At 60.3% G+C, this 19,671-nt stretch carries 13 protein-coding genes and 4 tRNA genes; all 17 read left to right on the forward strand.

Features of this window, described 5'->3' with window-relative positions:
• Positions 1-221 precede the first annotated feature (221 nt).
• The 17 genes from AWB76_RS28860 (at position 222) to fusA (ending at position 19,639) form a co-directional block, all read left to right on the forward strand.
• Positions 222-307, forward strand: a tRNA-Tyr gene (locus AWB76_RS28860).
• 30 nt (positions 308-337) lie between these two features.
• Positions 338-411 (forward strand) — tRNA-Gly (locus AWB76_RS28865).
• 16 nt (positions 412-427) lie between these two features.
• A tRNA-Thr gene (locus tag AWB76_RS28870) sits at positions 428-502 on the forward strand.
• A gap of 62 nt (positions 503-564) precedes the next feature.
• On the forward strand, positions 565-1,755 hold the full coding sequence (tuf, locus tag AWB76_RS28875; protein ID WP_014192481.1) for an elongation factor Tu: 1,191 nt from the start codon (positions 565-567) through the stop codon (positions 1,753-1,755).
• Positions 1,756-1,822: 67 nt separating this feature from the next.
• A tRNA-Trp gene (locus tag AWB76_RS28880) sits at positions 1,823-1,898 on the forward strand.
• Positions 1,899-1,932: 34 nt separating this feature from the next.
• Entirely contained in the window at positions 1,933-2,313 is a 381-nt protein-coding gene (gene secE / locus AWB76_RS28885) for a preprotein translocase subunit SecE (protein WP_008343790.1), read from the forward strand.
• A gap of 1 nt (position 2,314) precedes the next feature.
• Positions 2,315-2,872, forward strand: coding sequence for a transcription termination/antitermination protein NusG (nusG, locus tag AWB76_RS28890; RefSeq protein WP_014192489.1), 558 nt, complete (start codon positions 2,315-2,317; stop codon positions 2,870-2,872).
• A 147-nt stretch (positions 2,873-3,019) separates the two neighbouring features.
• Entirely contained in the window at positions 3,020-3,451 is a 432-nt protein-coding gene (rplK, locus tag AWB76_RS28895; protein WP_061163555.1) for a 50S ribosomal protein L11, read from the forward strand.
• Positions 3,452-4,150 (forward strand): 50S ribosomal protein L1, encoded by a 699-nt coding sequence (rplA, locus tag AWB76_RS28900; protein ID WP_061163556.1) that lies wholly within the window; start codon positions 3,452-3,454, stop codon positions 4,148-4,150.
• Positions 4,151-4,452: 302 nt separating this feature from the next.
• Entirely contained in the window at positions 4,453-4,950 is a 498-nt protein-coding gene (gene rplJ / locus AWB76_RS28905; RefSeq protein WP_014192487.1) for a 50S ribosomal protein L10, read from the forward strand.
• An 83-nt stretch (positions 4,951-5,033) separates the two neighbouring features.
• A complete protein-coding gene (gene rplL / locus AWB76_RS28910) occupies positions 5,034-5,408 on the forward strand; it encodes a 50S ribosomal protein L7/L12 (RefSeq protein WP_014192486.1) in 375 nt (124 codons plus the stop codon).
• A 368-nt stretch (positions 5,409-5,776) separates the two neighbouring features.
• Complete coding sequence (gene rpoB / locus AWB76_RS28915) at positions 5,777-9,883, forward strand: DNA-directed RNA polymerase subunit beta (RefSeq protein ID WP_061163557.1); 4,107 nt, start codon at positions 5,777-5,779, stop codon at positions 9,881-9,883.
• Between the two features lie 21 nt (positions 9,884-9,904).
• Entirely contained in the window at positions 9,905-14,149 is a 4,245-nt protein-coding gene (gene rpoC, locus AWB76_RS28920; RefSeq protein WP_061163558.1) for a DNA-directed RNA polymerase subunit beta', read from the forward strand.
• A gap of 167 nt (positions 14,150-14,316) precedes the next feature.
• Entirely contained in the window at positions 14,317-16,164 is a 1,848-nt protein-coding gene (gene recQ, locus AWB76_RS28925; protein ID WP_061163559.1) for a DNA helicase RecQ, read from the forward strand.
• 218 nt (positions 16,165-16,382) lie between these two features.
• Positions 16,383-16,763, forward strand: a complete 381-nt coding sequence (gene rpsL / locus AWB76_RS28930; protein WP_006053290.1) for a 30S ribosomal protein S12 — start codon at positions 16,383-16,385, stop codon at positions 16,761-16,763.
• 182 nt (positions 16,764-16,945) lie between these two features.
• Positions 16,946-17,416, forward strand: coding sequence for a 30S ribosomal protein S7 (gene rpsG / locus AWB76_RS28935; RefSeq protein WP_008343817.1), 471 nt, complete (start codon positions 16,946-16,948; stop codon positions 17,414-17,416).
• Between the two features lie 120 nt (positions 17,417-17,536).
• Entirely contained in the window at positions 17,537-19,639 is a 2,103-nt protein-coding gene (gene fusA, locus AWB76_RS28940) for an elongation factor G (RefSeq protein WP_061163560.1), read from the forward strand.
• Positions 19,640-19,671 lie beyond the last annotated feature (32 nt).

The following is a 19,671-nucleotide window of genomic DNA, read 5'->3' on the forward strand; positions in this document are numbered from 1 at the left end:
AGGACCGTGAAACGACTCCACGCCGATGATAGTGCGGATTCCCGTGTGAAAGTAGGTAATCGTCAGGCTCCTTATGCTGCGAAGCAAGCAAAAGCCCCAACTCCGTGAGTTGGGGCTTTTTGCGTTTTCGTCTCGCCTATAAGTGAGAGCCTCGATTGTTTCGGGTCGTAAGAAACGCTTGACAACGGCGTGTTGTTACCCCATAATCGATAGTTCTCTGCGGAGGGGTGCCCGAGTGGCTAAAGGGGGCAGACTGTAAATCTGTTGGCTTACGCCTACGTTGGTTCGAATCCAACCTCCTCCACCAGAATTCAAGCGGTAAGGGAATCCAACCCTCGCGGGTGTAGCTCAATGGTAGAGCAGAAGCCTTCCAAGCTTACGACGAGGGTTCGATTCCCTTCACCCGCTCCAGTGTCGGTTTTGTAGTGCCCATGTGGCTCAGTGGTAGAGCACTCCCTTGGTAAGGGAGAGGTCGGCAGTTCGATCCTGCCCATGGGCACCAGCTGTATCAGTCTAGTAAGTTGCGCGCGGCGCAAGGTGCGAAAATCCTGTTAGGAGTCGAAAATGGCCAAAGGTAAATTCGAGCGGACCAAGCCGCACGTGAACGTGGGCACGATCGGTCACGTTGACCACGGCAAGACCACGCTGACGGCAGCAATCACGACGGTGCTGACCAAGAAGTTCGGCGGCGAAGCAAAGGCGTACGACCAGATCGACGCTGCACCGGAAGAAAAGGCACGTGGTATTACCATCAATACCGCGCACGTCGAGTACGAAACGGCTAACCGCCACTACGCGCACGTCGACTGCCCGGGCCACGCCGACTACGTGAAGAACATGATCACGGGCGCGGCTCAGATGGACGGCGCAATCCTGGTGTGCTCGGCCGCTGACGGCCCGATGCCGCAAACGCGTGAGCACATCCTGCTGGCCCGTCAGGTTGGCGTGCCGTACATCATCGTGTTCCTGAACAAGTGCGACATGGTGGACGACGCTGAGCTGCTCGAGCTCGTCGAAATGGAAGTGCGTGAGCTCCTGTCGAAGTACGACTTCCCGGGTGACGACACGCCGATCATCAAGGGTTCGGCCAAGCTGGCGCTGGAAGGCGACACGGGTGAGCTGGGCGAAGTGGCGATCATGAACCTGGCCGACGCGCTGGACACGTACATCCCGACGCCGGAGCGCGCCGTGGACGGTTCGTTCCTGATGCCGGTGGAAGACGTGTTCTCGATCTCGGGTCGCGGCACGGTGGTGACGGGCCGTATCGAGCGCGGTCTGGTCAAGGTCGGCGAGGAAATCGAAATCGTCGGTATCAAGCCGACGGTGAAGACGACCTGCACGGGCGTGGAAATGTTCCGCAAGCTGCTCGACCAGGGTCAGGCAGGCGACAACGTCGGTATCCTGCTGCGCGGCACGAAGCGTGAAGACGTGGAGCGTGGTCAGGTTCTGGCCAAGCCGGGTTCGATCACGCCGCACACGCACTTCACGGCTGAAGTGTACGTGCTGAGCAAGGACGAAGGCGGCCGTCACACGCCGTTCTTCAACAACTACCGTCCGCAGTTCTACTTCCGTACGACGGACGTGACGGGCTCGATCGAGCTGCCGAAGGACAAGGAAATGGTGATGCCGGGCGACAACGTGTCGATCACGGTCAAGCTGATCGCTCCGATCGCCATGGAAGAAGGTCTGCGCTTCGCCATCCGCGAAGGCGGCCGTACCGTCGGCGCCGGTGTCGTGGCGAAGATTATCGAGTAAGAGCCAGAAATCTTCTCGGTAGTTAGTGGTTTCGGGGTCGGCGAAGTCCGTCGACCCCAAATGGTTTAGGGGTATAGCTCAACTGGCAGAGCGTCGGTCTCCAAAACCGAAGGTTGGGGGTTCGATTCCCTCTGCCCCTGCCAAATTCTCGCGCCAAGTGGCGCTGTTTAAGGTGTTATGGCGAATCCTTCCGTCGAAACTGTAAATACTTCCGGCGACAAGTTGATGTTGGTGGCGGGCGTATTGTTGGTCTTGGCCGGGTTCGTTGGATTCTTCTGGCTCTCGGGCCAAGAATGGTACGTCCGCGGCGCAGCGCTTGCTGTCGGTGTCATCGCGGGTGTCGCAGTCGGTCTTCTCTCTGCGCCGGGCAAAGGTTTCATCGCCTTCGCCAAAGACTCGTACAAGGAAGTCCGCAAGGTTGTCTGGCCGACCCGCAAAGAGGCCACGCAAACGACCTTGGTGGTCTTCGCATTTGTTCTGATCATGGCCATTTTCCTTTGGCTTAGCGATAAGTCGATCGAATGGGTGATTTTCTCGGCGATATTGGGTTGGAAATGATATGAGCGATACTCCGACATCCCCGAGTGGAAAGCGTTGGTATGTGGTGCACGCCTACTCCGGCATGGAGAAGAGCGTGCAACGCGCGCTTCAGGAGCGCATCGAACGCGCAGGCATGCAAGATCAATTCGGTCAGATTCTTGTTCCGACCGAAGAAGTTGTCGAAGTAAAAGGTGGCCACAAGTCGGTCACCGAGCGTCGTTTCTTCCCGGGCTATGTCCTGGTCGAAATGGAAATGACGGACGAAACGTGGCACCTGGTCAAGAACACGGCCAAAGTGACCGGTTTCGTCGGTGGCGCGCGCAATCGACCGAGCCCCATCTCGCCGCGCGAAGTCGAAAAGATCATGTCGCAGATGCAGGAAGGCGTCGAGAAGCCGCGGCCGAAGACGCTGTTCGAAGTTGGCGAGATGGTCCGCGTGAAGGAAGGTCCGTTCACAGACTTCAATGGCAACGTCGAAGAAGTGAATTACGAAAAGTCCCGGGTGCGTGTCTCCGTCACGATCTTCGGGCGCTCGACGCCGGTCGAACTCGAGTTCGGTCAGGTCGAAAAGCTTTAATCGAATACATCGCGCGTGGCTTTCGGGCCATCGCGCGATTCGCGCTTACGGTCCGCGTTATGGCCGTTGAGGAGCGTCAGTAGCCGGCAACGTCGAACGCGCGCTATCACTCACCGAACGCTCACGCGTTCAGCAGAGGTTTTCAACATGGCAAAGAAAATCATCGGCTTTATCAAGCTGCAGATTCCTGCAGGTAAAGCCAACCCGTCGCCGCCGGTCGGTCCGGCACTGGGCCAGCGTGGCCTGAACATCATGGAGTTCTGCAAGGCGTTCAACGCGCAGACTCAGGGCATGGAGCCGGGTCTGCCGGTGCCGGTCGTTATTACGGCATTTGCGGACAAGAGCTTCACGTTCATCATGAAGACGCCGCCGGCTACCGTGCTGATCAAGAAGGCAGCCGCAGTGCAAAAGGGTTCGGCCAAGCCGCACACCGACAAGGTTGGCAACATCACTCGCGCTCAAGCGGAAGAAATCGCGAAGACCAAGATGCCGGATCTTACGGCAGCTGATCTGGACGCAGCCGTGCGCACGATCGCCGGCAGCGCGCGTTCGATGGGTATTACTGTGGAGGGCGTGTAAATGGCTAAGCTTTCTAAGCGCCTTCAGGCATTCGCAAGCAAGGTTGATCGTCAGAAGGTGTACGCGATCGACGACGCGCTGGCTCTCGTGAAGGAATGCGCGAGCGCGAAGTTCGACGAGTCGATCGACGTTGCCGTTCAACTCGGCATCGACGCGAAGAAGTCGGACCAGGTGGTTCGTGGCTCCGTCGTTCTGCCGGCCGGTACCGGTAAGTCGGTTCGCGTGGCGGTGTTCGCGCAAGGCGACAAGGCGGAACAGGCTCGCGCAGCGGGTGCGGACGTGGTCGGCATGGAAGACCTGGCAGAGCAAGTCAAGGCTGGCAATCTGAATTTCGACGTCGTGATCGCTTCGCCGGACACGATGCGTGTGGTCGGTACGCTGGGTCAGATCCTCGGACCGCGCGGCCTGATGCCGAACCCGAAGGTCGGTACGGTTACGCCGGACGTCGCTCAAGCTGTCAAGAACGCGAAGGCGGGTCAGGTTCAGTTCCGCGTCGACAAGGCCGGTATCATCCACGGCACGATCGGTCGCGCATCGTTCGAACCGGCATCGCTGCGTCAGAACCTGGCTGCGCTGATCGAAGCGCTGCAAAAGGCGAAGCCGGCGACGAGCAAGGGCGTGTACCTGCGCAAGATCGCCGTGTCGAGCACGATGGGCGTTGGCGTTCGCGTGGATCAAGCCACGCTGGCGCAGCAGTAAAGATTTCAGGCGCGATCGTAAGATCACGTCTTTAAAGGGCTTTGGGCGGTTGTTCCGCGGCAGTTCAGCGAAGCAACCGGTTGTCAAAGACCGTTGGTGGTGTCGCAGCAGGCAGGCGGCGCCTTAATTCAAGCCAACGCAGATGGCGAACCCGAAACAGTTTTGCAGTGGTTGAAGTCGGTTATCGAGCGTCGTGAGATGCCTCACCAACCGATCGAAATACTCCTAACAGTCGGACGCCGTTGTCGAACGTGGTGCATGAGGGTAGTTCGCCCGAGTGCATCGAATCTGGAGGTTTAACCGTGCCACTGAACAAAGAAGATAAGCAGGCAGTCGTCGCTGAAGTCGCCGCGCAAGTCGCGAAGGCTCAGACGATGGTGCTCGCTGAGTATCGTGGGATCACGGTTGGCGATCTGACCAAGCTGCGCGCAAAAGCGCGTGAGCAACAGGTGTATCTGCGCGTGTTGAAGAACACGCTGGCGCGTCGCGCTGTCGAAGGTACCCCGTTCGCTCCGCTGGCTGAGCAGATGACCGGTCCTCTGATCTACGGCATCTCGGAAGATGCCATTGCCGCTGCCAAGGTCGTCAACGACTTCGGTAAGGGCAATGACAAGTTGATCATCAAGGCTGGTTCCTACGAAGGCAAAGTGATGGACAAGGCAGGCGTGCAAGCGCTGGCCAACATCCCGAGCCGCGAAGAACTGCTCTCCAAGCTGCTGTTCGTCATGCAGGCTCCTGTTTCCGGCTTTGCGCGTGCTCTGGCCGCGCTGGCTGAGAAGAAGCAGAGCGAAGCTGCGTAACGGTCACGCTTGGGCGCTAGTCGCTTAAGTTAGGCAAAGCTAGATCGCTAGCTCGATCCGAATTCAATTTAGGAGTATTTCAAATGGCAATCGCAAAAGAAGACATCCTGGAAGCCGTTGGCTCGATGTCGGTGCTGGAACTGAACGAGCTGGTCAAGGCGTTCGAAGAGAAGTTTGGCGTGTCGGCTGCTGCTGTTGCAGTTGCTGGCCCGGCAGGCGGCGGCGCTGCTGCTGCTGTTGAAGAGCAGACCGAGTTCACCGTGAACCTGCTCGAAGCAGGTGCGAACAAGGTTTCCGTCATTAAGGCTGTTCGTGAACTGACGGGTCTCGGCCTGAAGGAAGCGAAGGATCTGGTTGACGGCGCACCTAAGCCCATCAAGGAAGCGGTGCCCAAGGCTGCTGCTGAAGAAGCCAAGAAGAAGCTGGAAGACGCTGGCGCGAAGGCTGAAATCAAGTAAGTTTCATTGCGCTATGCGAAGGCTGGCGGTTTTTCACCGCCGGCCTTTTTGTGCTTTGTGGGGACGCAGTTTTTATGCTTGTCGGCAAGCATAAATGTCTCCATAGAAGCCAAAGAGAACGCCCGGTGTGGAAAGAATTTCCGGCCGTTCTCTTTGTCTTCTGAAGCGACTGCAGAAGGCAAGTTTGGTCGGGCAACGGGATACACAGGCATCCGTTGCCGTCAGCCAGCGGTTGGTAGCGGCCAACCACCAAGCTTCTAGATTCGCGCGTCCTCCCCGGACATCTGCGCGGGTCTCAGTCGGTGAACACCGGGCTGTGGCATCGAGGTATCCCGCCTCGGTAACGCCCGCCGTGATTCGGAGATCGTATGCAATATTCCTTCACCGAGAAGAAGCGTATTCGCAAGAGTTTCGCGAAGCGCCCCATCGTTCACCAAGTTCCCTTTTTGCTGGCGACCCAGCTTGAATCATTCCAGACGTTTCTGCAAGCAGACACGTCGTCCTCGCAGCGCAAGGCAGAAGGCTTGCAAGCTGCGTTCACCTCTGTTTTCCCGATCGTTTCGCACAACGGCTTCGCACGGCTCGAGTTCGTCAGCTACATGCTGTCGCCGCCGGCGTTCAACATCAAGGAATGCCAGCAGCGTGGCCTGACGTACTGCTCGGCTCTGCGCGCGAAGGTGCGCCTGGTTCTGCTCGATAAAGAATCGCCGAGCAAGCCGGTCGTCAAGGAAGTGAAGGAACAGGAAGTGTACATGGGCGAAATTCCGCTCATGACGCCGACGGGTTCGTTCGTCATCAACGGTACCGAGCGCGTGATCGTGTCGCAGCTCCACCGTTCGCCTGGCGTGTTCTTCGAGCACGACAAGGGCAAGACGCACAGCTCCGGCAAGCTGCTGTTCTCGGCTCGTATCATCCCTTACCGCGGTTCGTGGCTCGACTTCGAATTCGATCCGAAGGACGTGCTGTACTTCCGCGTCGACCGTCGCCGCAAGATGCCGGTCACGATCCTGCTGAAGGCCATCGGCATGTCGCCGGAGCAGATCCTCGCGAACTTCTTCGTGTTCGACAACTTCGGCCTGATGAGCGAAGGCGCGCAAATGGAATTCGTTCCTGAGCGTCTGCGCGGCGAAGTCGCGCGCTTCGACATCCAGGATCGCGATGGCAACGTCATCGTGACGAAGGACAAGCGAATCAACGCAAAGCACATTCGCGACCTCGAAAACGCCAAGACGAAGTTCATCTCGGTGCCCGAGGAGTATCTGCTTGGCCGCGTGCTGGCGAAGAACGTGATCGATCCGGAAACGGGCGAAGTGATCGCGAACGCCAACGAGGAAATCACCGAGTCGGTTCTCGAGAAGCTGCGCGAAGCGAAGGTCAAGGACATCCAGACGCTCTACACGAACGATCTGGACCAGGGTCCGTACATTTCGTCGACGCTGCGTATCGATGAAACCGCCGACAAGATGGCCGCGCGCATCGCGATCTACCGCATGATGCGTCCGGGCGAGCCGCCGACCGAAGAAGCAGTCGAGGCGCTGTTCAACCGTCTGTTCTACAGCGAAGACGCGTACGACCTGTCGAAGGTCGGCCGTATGAAGTTCAACCGCCGCGTCGGCCGCGACGAAATCGTCGGCCCGATGACGCTGCAGGACGACGACATCCTCGCGACCATCAAGATCCTCGTCGAGCTGCGTAACGGCAAGGGCGAAGTGGACGACATCGACCACCTCGGCAATCGTCGCGTGCGTTGCGTCGGCGAACTCGCGGAGAACCAGTTCCGCGCGGGTCTCGTGCGCGTCGAGCGTGCAGTGAAGGAACGCCTCGGCCAGGCCGAAAGCGAAAACCTGATGCCGCACGACCTGATCAACTCGAAGCCGATTTCGTCGGCGATCCGCGAGTTCTTCGGTTCGTCGCAGCTCTCGCAGTTTATGGACCAGACCAACCCGCTGTCGGAAATCACGCACAAGCGTCGTGTTTCCGCACTGGGCCCGGGCGGTCTGACGCGCGAGCGCGCGGGCTTCGAAGTCCGCGACGTGCATCCGACGCACTACGGCCGCGTGTGCCCGATCGAAACGCCGGAAGGTCCGAACATCGGCCTGATCAATTCGCTCGCTCTGTACGCGCACCTGAACGAGTACGGCTTCCTCGAAACGCCGTATCGCAAGGTCGTGGACAGCAAGGTGACCGACCAGATCGACTATCTGTCGGCGATCGAAGAAGGCCGTTACGTGATCGCTCAGGCGAACGCGGCGGTGGCCGACGACGGCACGCTGACCGACGAACTCGTGTCGTCGCGTGAAGCGGGCGAAACGCTGATGGTCACGCCGGACCGCATCCAGTACATGGACGTGGCGCCGTCGCAGATCGTGTCGGTGGCGGCATCGCTGATTCCGTTCCTCGAGCACGACGACGCGAACCGCGCGTTGATGGGCTCGAACATGCAGCGTCAGGCCGTGCCGTGTCTGCGTCCGGAAAAGCCGGTCGTCGGTACGGGCATCGAGCGCACGGTGGCGGTCGACTCGGGTACGACGGTTCAGGCGCTGCGCGGTGGCGTGGTGGATTACGTCGACGCGGGCCGTATCGTAATTCGCGTGAACGATGATGAAGCCGTCGCCGGCGATGTCGGCGTGGACATCTACAACCTGATCAAGTACACGCGTTCGAACCAGAACACGAACATCAACCAGCGTCCGATCGCGAAGGTCGGCGACAAGGTCTCGCGTGGCGACGTGCTGGCCGACGGCGCCTCGACGGATCTGGGCGAGCTCGCGCTCGGCCAGAACATGCTGGTCGCGTTCATGCCGTGGAACGGCTACAACTTCGAAGACTCGATTCTGATCTCGGAGAAGGTCGTGGCCGACGATCGCTACACGTCGATCCACATCGAAGAACTGAATGTCGTTGCTCGCGACACGAAGCTCGGACCGGAAGAAATCACGCGCGACATTTCGAACCTCGCGGAAGTGCAGCTTGGCCGACTGGATGAGTCGGGCATCGTGTACATCGGCGCGGAAGTCGAAGCAGGCGACGTACTGGTCGGCAAGGTCACGCCGAAGGGCGAAACCCAGCTGACGCCGGAAGAAAAGCTGCTGCGCGCGATCTTCGGCGAGAAGGCATCGGACGTGAAGGACACGTCGCTGCGCGTGCCGTCGGGCATGAGCGGCACGGTCATCGACGTGCAGGTGTTCACGCGCGAAGGCATCACGCGCGACAAGCGCGCGCAACAGATCATCGACGACGAACTGAAGCGCTATCGCCTCGATTTGAACGATCAGCTGCGTATCGTGGAAGGCGACGCGTTCTCGCGTCTCGCCCGTATGCTGAACGGCAAGGTCGCGAACGGCGGTCCGAAGAAGCTCGCGAAGGGCACGGCAATCGACCTCGCGTACCTCGAAGATCTCGACCACTACCACTGGTTCGACATCCGCCTCGCGGACGAAGAAGCAGCGGCGCAGCTGGAAGCGATCAAGGACTCGATCGAGCAGAAGCGTCACCAGTTCGACCTCGCGTTCGAAGAGAAGCGCAAGAAGCTCACGCAGGGCGACGAATTGCCGCCGGGCGTGCTGAAGATGGTCAAGGTGTATCTCGCGGTCAAGCGTCGTCTGCAGCCTGGCGACAAGATGGCGGGCCGTCACGGTAACAAGGGTGTCGTGTCGAAGATCGTACCGATCGAAGACATGCCGTACATGGCCGATGGCCGTCCGGCCGACGTCGTGCTGAACCCGCTCGGCGTGCCGTCGCGGATGAACGTGGGTCAGATTCTCGAAGTGCATCTGGGCTGGGCCGCGAAGGGTCTCGGCTGGCGTATCGGCGAAATGCTGGCGCGTCAGACGAAGATCGAGGAGCTGCGCCAGTTCCTGACGAAGATCTACAACGAATCGGGCCGCAAGGAAGAGCTGGAAAACTTCTCCGATGACGAAATCTTCGAACTCGCGAAGAACCTGCGCGAAGGCGTGCCGTTCGCAACGCCGGTGTTCGATGGCGCAACCGAAGAGGAAATGGGGCGTGCGCTCGATCTGGCGTATCCGGACGACATCGCCACGAACCTCGGCATGAACTCGTCGAAGAATCAGGTTCAACTGCACGATGGTCGCACCGGCGAGCCGTTTGAGCGCAAGGTCACGGTCGGTTACATGCACTACTTGAAGCTGCACCACCTGGTCGACGACAAGATGCACGCACGTTCGACCGGTCCGTACTCGCTCGTCACGCAGCAGCCGCTGGGTGGTAAGGCGCAGTTCGGTGGTCAGCGATTCGGTGAAATGGAAGTGTGGGCACTGGAAGCGTACGGCGCGTCGTATGTGCTGCAGGAAATGCTGACGGTCAAGTCGGACGACGTGACGGGCCGGACGAAGGTTTATGAGAACCTCGTCAAGGGCGACCACGTGATCGACGCGGGCATGCCGGAATCCTTCAACGTGTTGGTGAAGGAAATCCGCTCGCTCGGTATTGATATCGATCTGGACCGCAACTAATCGGACTACGGAGAGAAAGCAATGAAAGCTCTGCTCGATCTATTCAAGCAAGTCCAACAAGAAGAAGTTTTTGATGCGATCAAGATCGGCCTCGCGTCGCCCGACAAGATTCGTTCTTGGTCGTTTGGCGAAGTGAAGAAGCCTGAGACCATCAACTACCGCACGTTCAAGCCGGAGCGGGATGGTCTGTTCTGCGCGAAGATTTTTGGTCCGATCAAGGACTACGAATGCCTTTGCGGCAAGTACAAGCGCCTGAAGCATCGTGGCGTGATCTGCGAGAAGTGCGGCGTCGAAGTGACGCTGGCGAAGGTGCGTCGCGAGCGGATGGGCCACATCGAGCTGGCCTCGCCGGTCGCGCACATCTGGTTCCTGAAGTCGCTGCCGTCGCGGCTGGGCATGGTGCTCGACATGACGCTGCGCGACATCGAGCGCGTGCTGTACTTCGAAGCCTACGTGGTGATCGATCCGGGCATGACGCCGCTGAAAGCGCGGCAGATCATGACCGAAGAGGATTACTACAACAAGGTCGAAGAATACGGTGACGAATTCCGTGCCGAAATGGGCGCGGAAGGCGTGCGCGAACTGCTGCGCGCGATCAACATCGACGAACAGGTCGAGATGCTGCGCACCGAACTCAAGAACACGGGTTCGGAAGCGAAGATCAAGAAGTACGCGAAGCGCCTGAAAGTGCTCGAGGCTTTCCAGCGTTCGGGCATCAAGCCCGACTGGATGGTGCTCGAAGTGCTGCCGGTGCTGCCGCCGGAACTGCGTCCGCTCGTGCCGCTGGACGGCGGTCGTTTCGCGACGTCGGATCTGAACGACCTGTATCGCCGCGTGATCAACCGTAACAACCGGTTGAAGCGTCTGCTCGAGCTGAAGGCGCCTGAAATCATCGTCCGCAACGAAAAGCGGATGCTGCAGGAAGCCGTCGACTCGCTGCTCGACAACGGCCGTCGCGGCAAGGCGATGACCGGCGCGAACAAGCGTCCGCTGAAGTCGCTCGCTGACATGATCAAGGGTAAGGGCGGTCGTTTCCGTCAGAACCTGTTGGGTAAGCGCGTCGACTACTCGGGCCGTTCGGTGATCGTGGTCGGCCCGACGCTCAAGCTGCATCAGTGCGGTCTGCCGAAGCTGATGGCGCTCGAACTGTTCAAGCCTTTCATCTTCAACAAGCTGGAAGTGATGGGCGTGGCAACGACCATCAAGGCTGCGAAGAAGGAAGTCGAGAACCAGACGCCGGTGGTGTGGGACATTCTCGAAGAAGTCATTCGCGAACATCCGGTCATGCTGAACCGCGCGCCTACGCTTCACCGTCTCGGCATTCAGGCTTTCGAGCCGGTGCTGATCGAAGGCAAGGCGATTCAGCTTCACCCGCTCGTTTGCGCGGCGTTCAACGCCGACTTCGACGGTGACCAGATGGCCGTTCACGTGCCGCTGTCGCTCGAAGCGCAGATGGAAGCGCGTACGCTGATGCTGGCGTCGAACAACGTCCTGTTCCCGGCGAACGGCGATCCGTCGATCGTGCCGTCGCAGGATATCGTGCTGGGCCTTTACTACGCGTCGCGTGAAGCGATCAACGGCAAGGGCGAAGGCATGACGTTCACGGGCGTGTCGGAGGTGATCCGCGCGTACGAGAACAAGGAAGTCGAGCTGGCTTCGCGCGTCAACGTGCGTATCACCGAAATGGTGGCGAACGAAGACCAGAGCGAAGGCGCGCCGAAGTTCGTGCCGAAGATCTCGCTGTACGCGACCACGGTCGGCCGCTCGATCCTGTCGGAGATTCTGCCGCCGGGTCTGCCGTTCACGGTGCTGAACAAGCCGCTGAAGAAGAAGGAAATCTCGCGCCTGATCAACACGGCGTTCCGCAAGTGCGGTCTGCGCGAAACGGTGATCTTCGCCGACCAGCTGATGCAGATGGGTTTCCGTCTCGCGACGCGCGCCGGCATCTCGATTTGCGTGGACGACATGCTCGTGCCGCCGCAGAAAGAGACGATCGTCGGCGACGCCGCGAAGAAGGTGAAGGAGTACGACCGTCAGTACATGTCGGGTCTCGTCACCGCGCAAGAGCGCTACAACAACGTGGTCGACATCTGGTCGGCGACGTCGGAAAGCGTCGGCAAGGCGATGATGGAGCAGCTCGCGACGGAACCCGTCACGGATCGTGACGGCAACGAAACGAAGCAGGAGTCGTTCAACTCCATCTACATGATGGCCGACTCGGGCGCGCGCGGTTCCGCGGTGCAGATTCGTCAGCTGGCCGGTATGCGCGGCCTGATGGCGAAGCCGGACGGCTCGATTATCGAGACGCCGATTACCGCGAACTTCCGCGAAGGCCTGAACGTGTTGCAGTACTTCATCTCGACGCACGGTGCCCGTAAGGGTCTGGCGGATACGGCGTTGAAGACCGCGAACTCGGGTTACCTGACGCGTCGTCTCGTCGACGTGACGCAGGATCTGGTCGTCGTCGAAGATGATTGCGGCACGTCGAACGGCGTGGCGATGAAGGCGTTGGTCGAAGGCGGTGAAGTCGTCGAAGCGCTGCGTGACCGTATTCTCGGTCGCGTCGCGGTGGCGGACGTCGTCAATCCGGAAACGCAAGAGACGATCTACGCTTCGGGCGATCTGCTCGACGAAGATGCGGTCGAAGAAATCGAACGTCTGGGCATCGACGAAGTGCGCGTGCGCACGCCGCTGACCTGCGAAACGCGCTACGGCCTGTGCGCCGCGTGCTATGGCCGCGATCTGGGCCGTGGTTCGCGCGTGAACGTCGGTGAGGCGGTCGGTGTGATCGCTGCTCAGTCGATCGGCGAGCCGGGCACGCAGCTGACGATGCGTACGTTCCACATCGGTGGTGCGGCATCGCGTGCGGCGGTGGCTTCGACGGTGGAAGCGAAGAGCAACGGTACGCTGCGCTTCACGGCCACGATGCGTTACGTCACGAATGCGAAGGGCGAGCAGGTTGTCATTTCGCGTTCGGGCGAAGCGATCATCGCCGACGACTTCGGCCGCGAGCGTGAGCGCCACAAGATTCCGTACGGCGCGACGCTGCTGCAACTCGACGGCGCGGCGATCAAGGCCGGTACGCAACTGGCTCAATGGGATCCGCTGACGCGTCCGATCATCACCGAGTGGGGCGGTACGGTGAAGTTCGAAAACGTCGAGGAAGGCGTGACGGTGGCGAAGCAGATCGACGACGTGACCGGTCTTTCGACCTTGGTCGTGATCGACGTGAAGCGTCGCGGCTCGCAGGCTTCGAAGAGCGTTCGTCCGCAGGTGAAGCTGCTCGACGCGAACGGCGAGGAAGTGAAGATCCCGAACACCGAGCATTCGGTGCAGATCGGCTTCCAGGTCGGCGCACTGATCACCGTGAAGGATGGTCAGCAAGTGCAGGTCGGTGAAGTGCTGGCACGTATCCCGGTTGAAGCGCAGAAGACGCGTGACATTACCGGTGGTCTGCCGCGCGTGGCCGAACTGTTCGAAGCGCGCTCGCCGAAGGACGCCGGCATTCTGGCGGAAGTCACGGGCACGACGTCGTTCGGTAAGGACACGAAGGGCAAGCAGCGTCTCGTTATCACGGACCTCGAAGGCAATCAGCACGAGTTCCTGATCGCGAAGGAAAAGCAGGTGCTGGTGCACGATGGTCAGGTCGTCAACAAGGGCGAAATGATCGTCGACGGTCCTGCCGATCCGCACGACATCCTGCGTCTGCAGGGTATCGAGGCGCTGTCGCGCTACATCGTGGACGAAGTGCAGGACGTGTACCGTCTGCAGGGCGTGAAGATCAACGACAAGCACATCGAAGTGATCGTGCGTCAGATGCTGCGCCGCGTGCAGATCGTCGACAACGGCGATACGCGTTTCATCCCTGGCGAACAAGTCGAGCGCTCGGACATGCTCGACGAGAACGACAAGATGATCGCGGAAGACAAGCGCCCGGCTTCGTACGACAACGTGCTGCTCGGTATCACGAAGGCATCGCTGTCGACCGATTCGTTCATCTCGGCGGCGTCGTTCCAGGAAACGACCCGCGTGCTGACCGAAGCGGCGATCATGGGCAAGCGCGACGATCTGCGTGGCCTGAAGGAAAACGTGATCGTCGGCCGTCTGATTCCGGCCGGTACGGGTCTCGCGTTCCACAAGGCGCGCCGTGCGAAGGAATCGTCGGATCGGGAGCGTTTCGACCAGATCGCGGCCGAAGAGGCTTTCGACTTTGGTACGCCGGAAACCCCGGCAGCGGAGCAGCAACAGCCGCATACCAACGAGTAAGCGTCTCTCGCTCGTAGCACTATCGAACCGCCCAGCTTCGGCTGGGCGGTTTTTTTTTCGTCTGTACGTTCCGCTCTCGCCCTCGTCCGAATGGCCAACGGACGTTTTATGCATGGTTGCGTTGGTAGAATTCGTTATCTCTCACGTCGCAGTGCGCGCTTCTCTCCATGTCCCGGTCGCTCGAAATACTCAACGAAATCTTCGGCTATCCCGCTTTTCGCGGACAACAGGCGGAGATCGTCGAGCATGTCGCGAACGGCGGCGACTGCCTCGTGCTGATGCCCACGGGCGGCGGGAAATCGCTGTGCTACCAGATTCCATCGCTGGTGCGGCGGGAGGCGGGATACGGCGCGGGAATCGTGGTGTCGCCGCTCATCGCGTTGATGCAGGATCAGGTCGCCGCGCTGACCGAAGTCGGCGTGCGCGCGGCGTACCTCAATTCGACGCTTTCAGGCGCGGAAGCCGCCGCGACCGAGCGCGCGCTGCGCAACGGCGAGATTGATCTGCTCTATGTCGCGCCAGAGCGGCTCATGACGCCGCGCTTTCTCGATTTGCTGGATAGCTCGCCTGTCGGCTTGTTCGCGATCGATGAGGCGCATTGCGTGTCGCAGTGGGGCCACGACTTCCGGCCCGAATATATTCAGTTGTCGGTGCTGCACGAACGGTTTCCGAACGTGCCGCGCATCGCGCTGACAGCGACCGCCGACGCCATCACGCGCGATGAAATCGTGCATCGACTGGCGCTCGACGATGCGCGCATCTTCGTTTCCAGCTTCGATCGGCCGAACATCCGTTATCGGATCGTCGAAAAGGACAACGCGCGCTCGCAGTTGCTCGATTTCATCCGCGCCGAGCATACGAACAAAGACGGCACGACGGACGCGGGCGTCGTCTACTGTCTGTCGCGCCGCAAGGTCGAGGAAACCGCCGACTGGCTGAAGGGCCAGGGCATCCGCGCACTGCCGTATCACGCTGGCATGGAGTTCGAGACGCGGCAAAAACATCAGGAGATGTTTCAGCGCGAGGAAGGCGTCGTCATGTGCGCGACGATCGCGTTCGGCATGGGCATCGACAAACCGGACGTGCGCTTCGTCGCGCATCTGGATCTGCCCAAGAGCGTCGAAGGCTATTATCAGGAAACCGGGCGCGCCGGCCGCGACGGTATGCCGGCGAACGCGTGGATGGCCTACGGATTGGGCGACGTCGTGCAGCAGCGCAAGATGATCGACGAATCCGAAGCCGACGACGCGCACAAGCGCGTGCAGACCGGCAAGCTCGACGCATTGCTCGGGCTGTGCGAAGTGGCGTCGTGCCGACGCGTGCGTCTGCTCGCGTATTTCGGCGAGACGAGCAAGCCGTGCGGCAACTGCGACACGTGCATCGAACCGCCCGCGTCATTCGATGCCACGCGCGAGGCGCAGATGGCGCTCTCGTGTGTTTACCGCGCGCGGCGGGCGAGCGGCTTCCATTTCGGAGCGGGGCACCTGATCGACATCCTGCGCGGCACGCGTAGCGAAAAAGTCCTGCAGCGCGGGCACGAAAAAATTTCGACCTTCGGTGTCGGCGCCGCGCTTTCGGAGCCGGAATGGCGCGCGGTGTTCCGCCAACTGGTCGCGTTCGGTTATCTCGCCGTCGATCACGACGGCTTCGGCGCGCTCGTTCTGACCGACGCCAGCAAGCCCGTGCTCAAAGGCGAAGAGCACGTCACGCTGCGCAAATACGTCAAGCCGACGCGCGCGCGGCAGTCGTCCAGCCGCACCGGCGAACGCGCCGATCCGACCGCCGGCATGTCGGCACGGGAGAAAGCGCGCTGGGAGCGTCTGCGCAGCTGGCGCGCCGAAACCGCTAAAAGCGACGGCGTGCCGGCCTATGTCATCTTCCACGACGCCACGCTCGCCGAAATTGCGCGCAGCGACCCGGATACCATCGACGATCTGCGACACATTCCCGGCATCGGCGTGCGCAAACTGGAACGCTTCGGTGACGAACTGCTGGACGTCGTCGGTTCGGACTGACATTCATCGCTCGAAATACGACTGAAATCTCCGCAACGTATTGACCCGATTGCGATTTTCAGAATATCATGCTTGGTTCTCGTTATTGGTCCGCCTTCGGATCTGGCTTAACGCCGGATGCGGAACGCGGAATTCATCGGCGAGATCGCTAAACACGCAATTCTTTTCGCTTTGCCCGAGAAAATCGCGTGGATTCTGTTCATTTTTAGGATTAGACAATGCCAACCATCAATCAACTGGTTCGCAAAGGCCGCACGTCGGAAACGACGAAGAGCAAGTCGCCGGCCCTGCAGGACTGCCCGCAGCGTCGCGGCGTGTGCACCCGCGTGTACACGACGACGCCGAAGAAGCCGAACTCGGCACTCCGTAAGGTCGCCAAGGTTCGCCTGACCAACGGCTTCGAAGTTATTTCGTACATCGGCGGTGAAGGCCACAACCTGCAAGAGCACTCGGTCGTGCTGATTCGCGGCGGCCGTGTGAAGGACTTGCCGGGTGTGCGTTACCACATGGTTCGCGGCTCGCTGGATACCCAGGGCGTCAAGGATCGTAAGCAAGCTCGCTCGAAGTACGGTGCGAAGCGCGCCAAGGCTGGCAAGTAAGTCGCCGGTCTGCTGTGAAGGAATCAGGTCGCCGCAAGGCGGTTTAGGCGGTGGTGCCGGAAGTGCCGGTGCTATCGAGTAAGTGGTCACCCGGCCAAGCTGGTTTAGTCGAATAGATGGATCGGGTTAGTTGGTGGCCGCGGAGCGGAAAACGCTCCAACTGAAAAAGTAAAGGAAGAATCATGCCGCGTCGTCGCGAAGTCCCCAAGCGGGAAGTGTTGCCGGATCCGAAATTCGGCAATGTAGATGTAGCCAAGTTCATGAACGTGCTGATGCTCTCCGGCAAGAAGTCGGTTGCCGAGCGTATCGTGTACGGCGCTTTTGAACAGATCCAGACCAAGGGTGGCAAGGACCCGCTGGAAGTGTTCACGGTTGCGCTCAACAACGTGAAGCCGGTGGTCGAAGTGAAGAGCCGTCGCGTTGGTGGTGCCAACTACCAGGTTCCGGTCGAAGTGCGTCCCTCGCGTCGTATGGCATTGGCGATGCGTTGGTTGCGTGAAGCCGCGAAGAAGCGCAGCGAAAAGTCGATGGCCCTGCGTCTCGCAGGTGAACTGCAGGAAGCGGCTGAAGGCCGTGGTGGCGCAATGAAGAAGCGCGACGAAGTTCACCGCATGGCAGAAGCCAACAAGGCATTCTCGCACTTCCGTTTCTAAGCTCCCGCTCACCGGGCAAACGGAAAATCAGGGCGGGTGCGCTAGTTTTGGCGCCTCGCCCGTTTGTGTTAGGACGCGGCCGGCAATCCGCCGTCGCGTCGACCGAAAAAAGGATCCAAAGTGGCTCGCAAGACACCTATCGAGCGCTACCGCAATATCGGTATCAGCGCTCACATCGACGCCGGCAAAACGACGACGACCGAGCGCATCCTGTTCTACACGGGCGTGAACCACAAGATCGGTGAAGTTCACGACGGCGCAGCAACGATGGACTGGATGGAGCAGGAGCAGGAGCGCGGCATCACCATCACGTCGGCTGCTACCACGGCCTTCTGGAAGGGCATGGGCGGCAACTACCCCGAGCACCGCATCAACATCATCGACACGCCGGGACACGTCGACTTCACGATCGAAGTGGAGCGCTCGATGCGCGTTCTCGACGGCGCGTGCATGGTCTACTGCGCAGTGGGCGGCGTGCAGCCGCAGTCGGAAACCGTGTGGCGTCAGGCGAACAAGTACAAGGTTCCCCGTCTCGCGTTCGTCAACAAGATGGACCGTACCGGCGCGAACTTCTTCAAGGTCTATGACCAGCTGAAGACCCGCCTGAAGGCGAACCCGGTGCCGGTCGTGGTGCCGATCGGCTCGGAAGAAAGCTTCAAGGGCGTCGTCGACCTCCTGAAGATGAAAGCGATCATTTGGGATGAAGCCTCGCAAGGCACGAAGTTCGACTACGTCGACATCCCGGCTGAACTCGTTGACACGTGCAACGAGTGGCGCGAGAAGATGATCGAGTCGGCTGCCGAAGCCAGCGAAGAGCTGATGGAAAAGTACCTCGGCGGCGAAGAGCTGTCGGAAGCGGAAATCGTCAAGGCGATCCGCGACCGGACCATCGCGTGCGAAATCCAGCCGATGCTGTGCGGCACCGCGTTCAAGAACAAGGGCGTGCAGCGCATGCTCGACGCCGTGATCGACTTCCTGCCGTCGCCGGTCGACATTCCCCCGGTTACGGGCGAACTCGAAAGCGGCGAGAAGGGCGAGCGTCGTGCGGCTGACGACGAGAAGTTCTCGGCGCTGGCATTCAAGATCATGACCGACCCGTTTGTCGGCCAGCTGATCTTCTTCCGCGTGTACTCGGGCGTTGTGAATTCGGGCGACACCATCCTGAACGCGACCAAGGACAAGAAGGAACGTCTGGGTCGTATTCTGCAGATGCACGCGAACCAGCGCGAAGAAATCAAGGAAGTGCGCGCGGGCGATATCGCTGCCGCGGTCGGCCTGAAGGAAGCGACCACGGGTGACACGCTGTGCGATCCGCAAAGCCCGATCGTGCTCGAACGCATGATTTTCCCGGAGCCGGTGATTTCGCAGGCCGTCGAGCCGAAGACGAAGCCCGACCAGGAAAAAATGGGTCTGGCGCTGAATCGTCTGGCACAGGAAGATCCTTCGTTCCGCGTTCAGACGGACGAAGAGTCGGGTCAAACCATCATTTCGGGCATGGGCGAGCTCCACCTCGAAATTCTGGTCGACCGTATGCGTCGCGAGTTCGGCGTGGAAGCGACTGTCGGCAAGCCGCAGGTTGCTTATCGCGAAACGATCCGCAGCAAGGCGGAAGACGTCGACGGCAAGTTCGTCAAGCAGTCGGGTGGTCGCGGCCAGTACGGTCACGCGGTCATCACGCTCGAGCCGAACGAGCAGGGCAAGGGCTACGAGTTCCTGGACGAGATCAAGGGCGGCGTGATTCCGCGCGAATACATCCCGGCCGTGGACAAGGGCATCCAGGAAACGCTGAAGTCGGGCGTGCTGGCTGGCTTCCCGGTGGTGGACGTGAAGGTTCACCTGACGTTCGGTTCGTACCACGACGTCGACTCGAACGAAAACGCGTTCCGTATGGCCGGTTCGATGGCCTTCAAGGAAGCGATGCGCAAGGCAAGCCCGGTCATCCTTGAACCGATGATGGCTGTGGAAGTCGAAACGCCGGAAGACTACATGGGCAACGTGATGGGCGACCTGTCGGGCCGTCGCGGTATCGTCCAGGGCATGGACGACATGGTTGGCGGCGGCAAGATCGTCCGCGCCGAAGTGCCGCTGTCGGAAATGTTCGGCTACTCGACCTCGCTGCGCTCGCTGACGCAAGGCCGCGCTACGTACACGATGGAATTCAAGCACTATGCTGAAGCTCCGCGTAACGTCGCCGACGCGATCATCAACGCCAAGGGTAAGTAATCCCGCAAGTCATTTCGGCGCAAGCCAAAAGC

Source organism: Caballeronia temeraria, from assembly GCF_001544795.2.
GTDB lineage: Bacteria > Pseudomonadota > Gammaproteobacteria > Burkholderiales > Burkholderiaceae > Caballeronia > Caballeronia temeraria.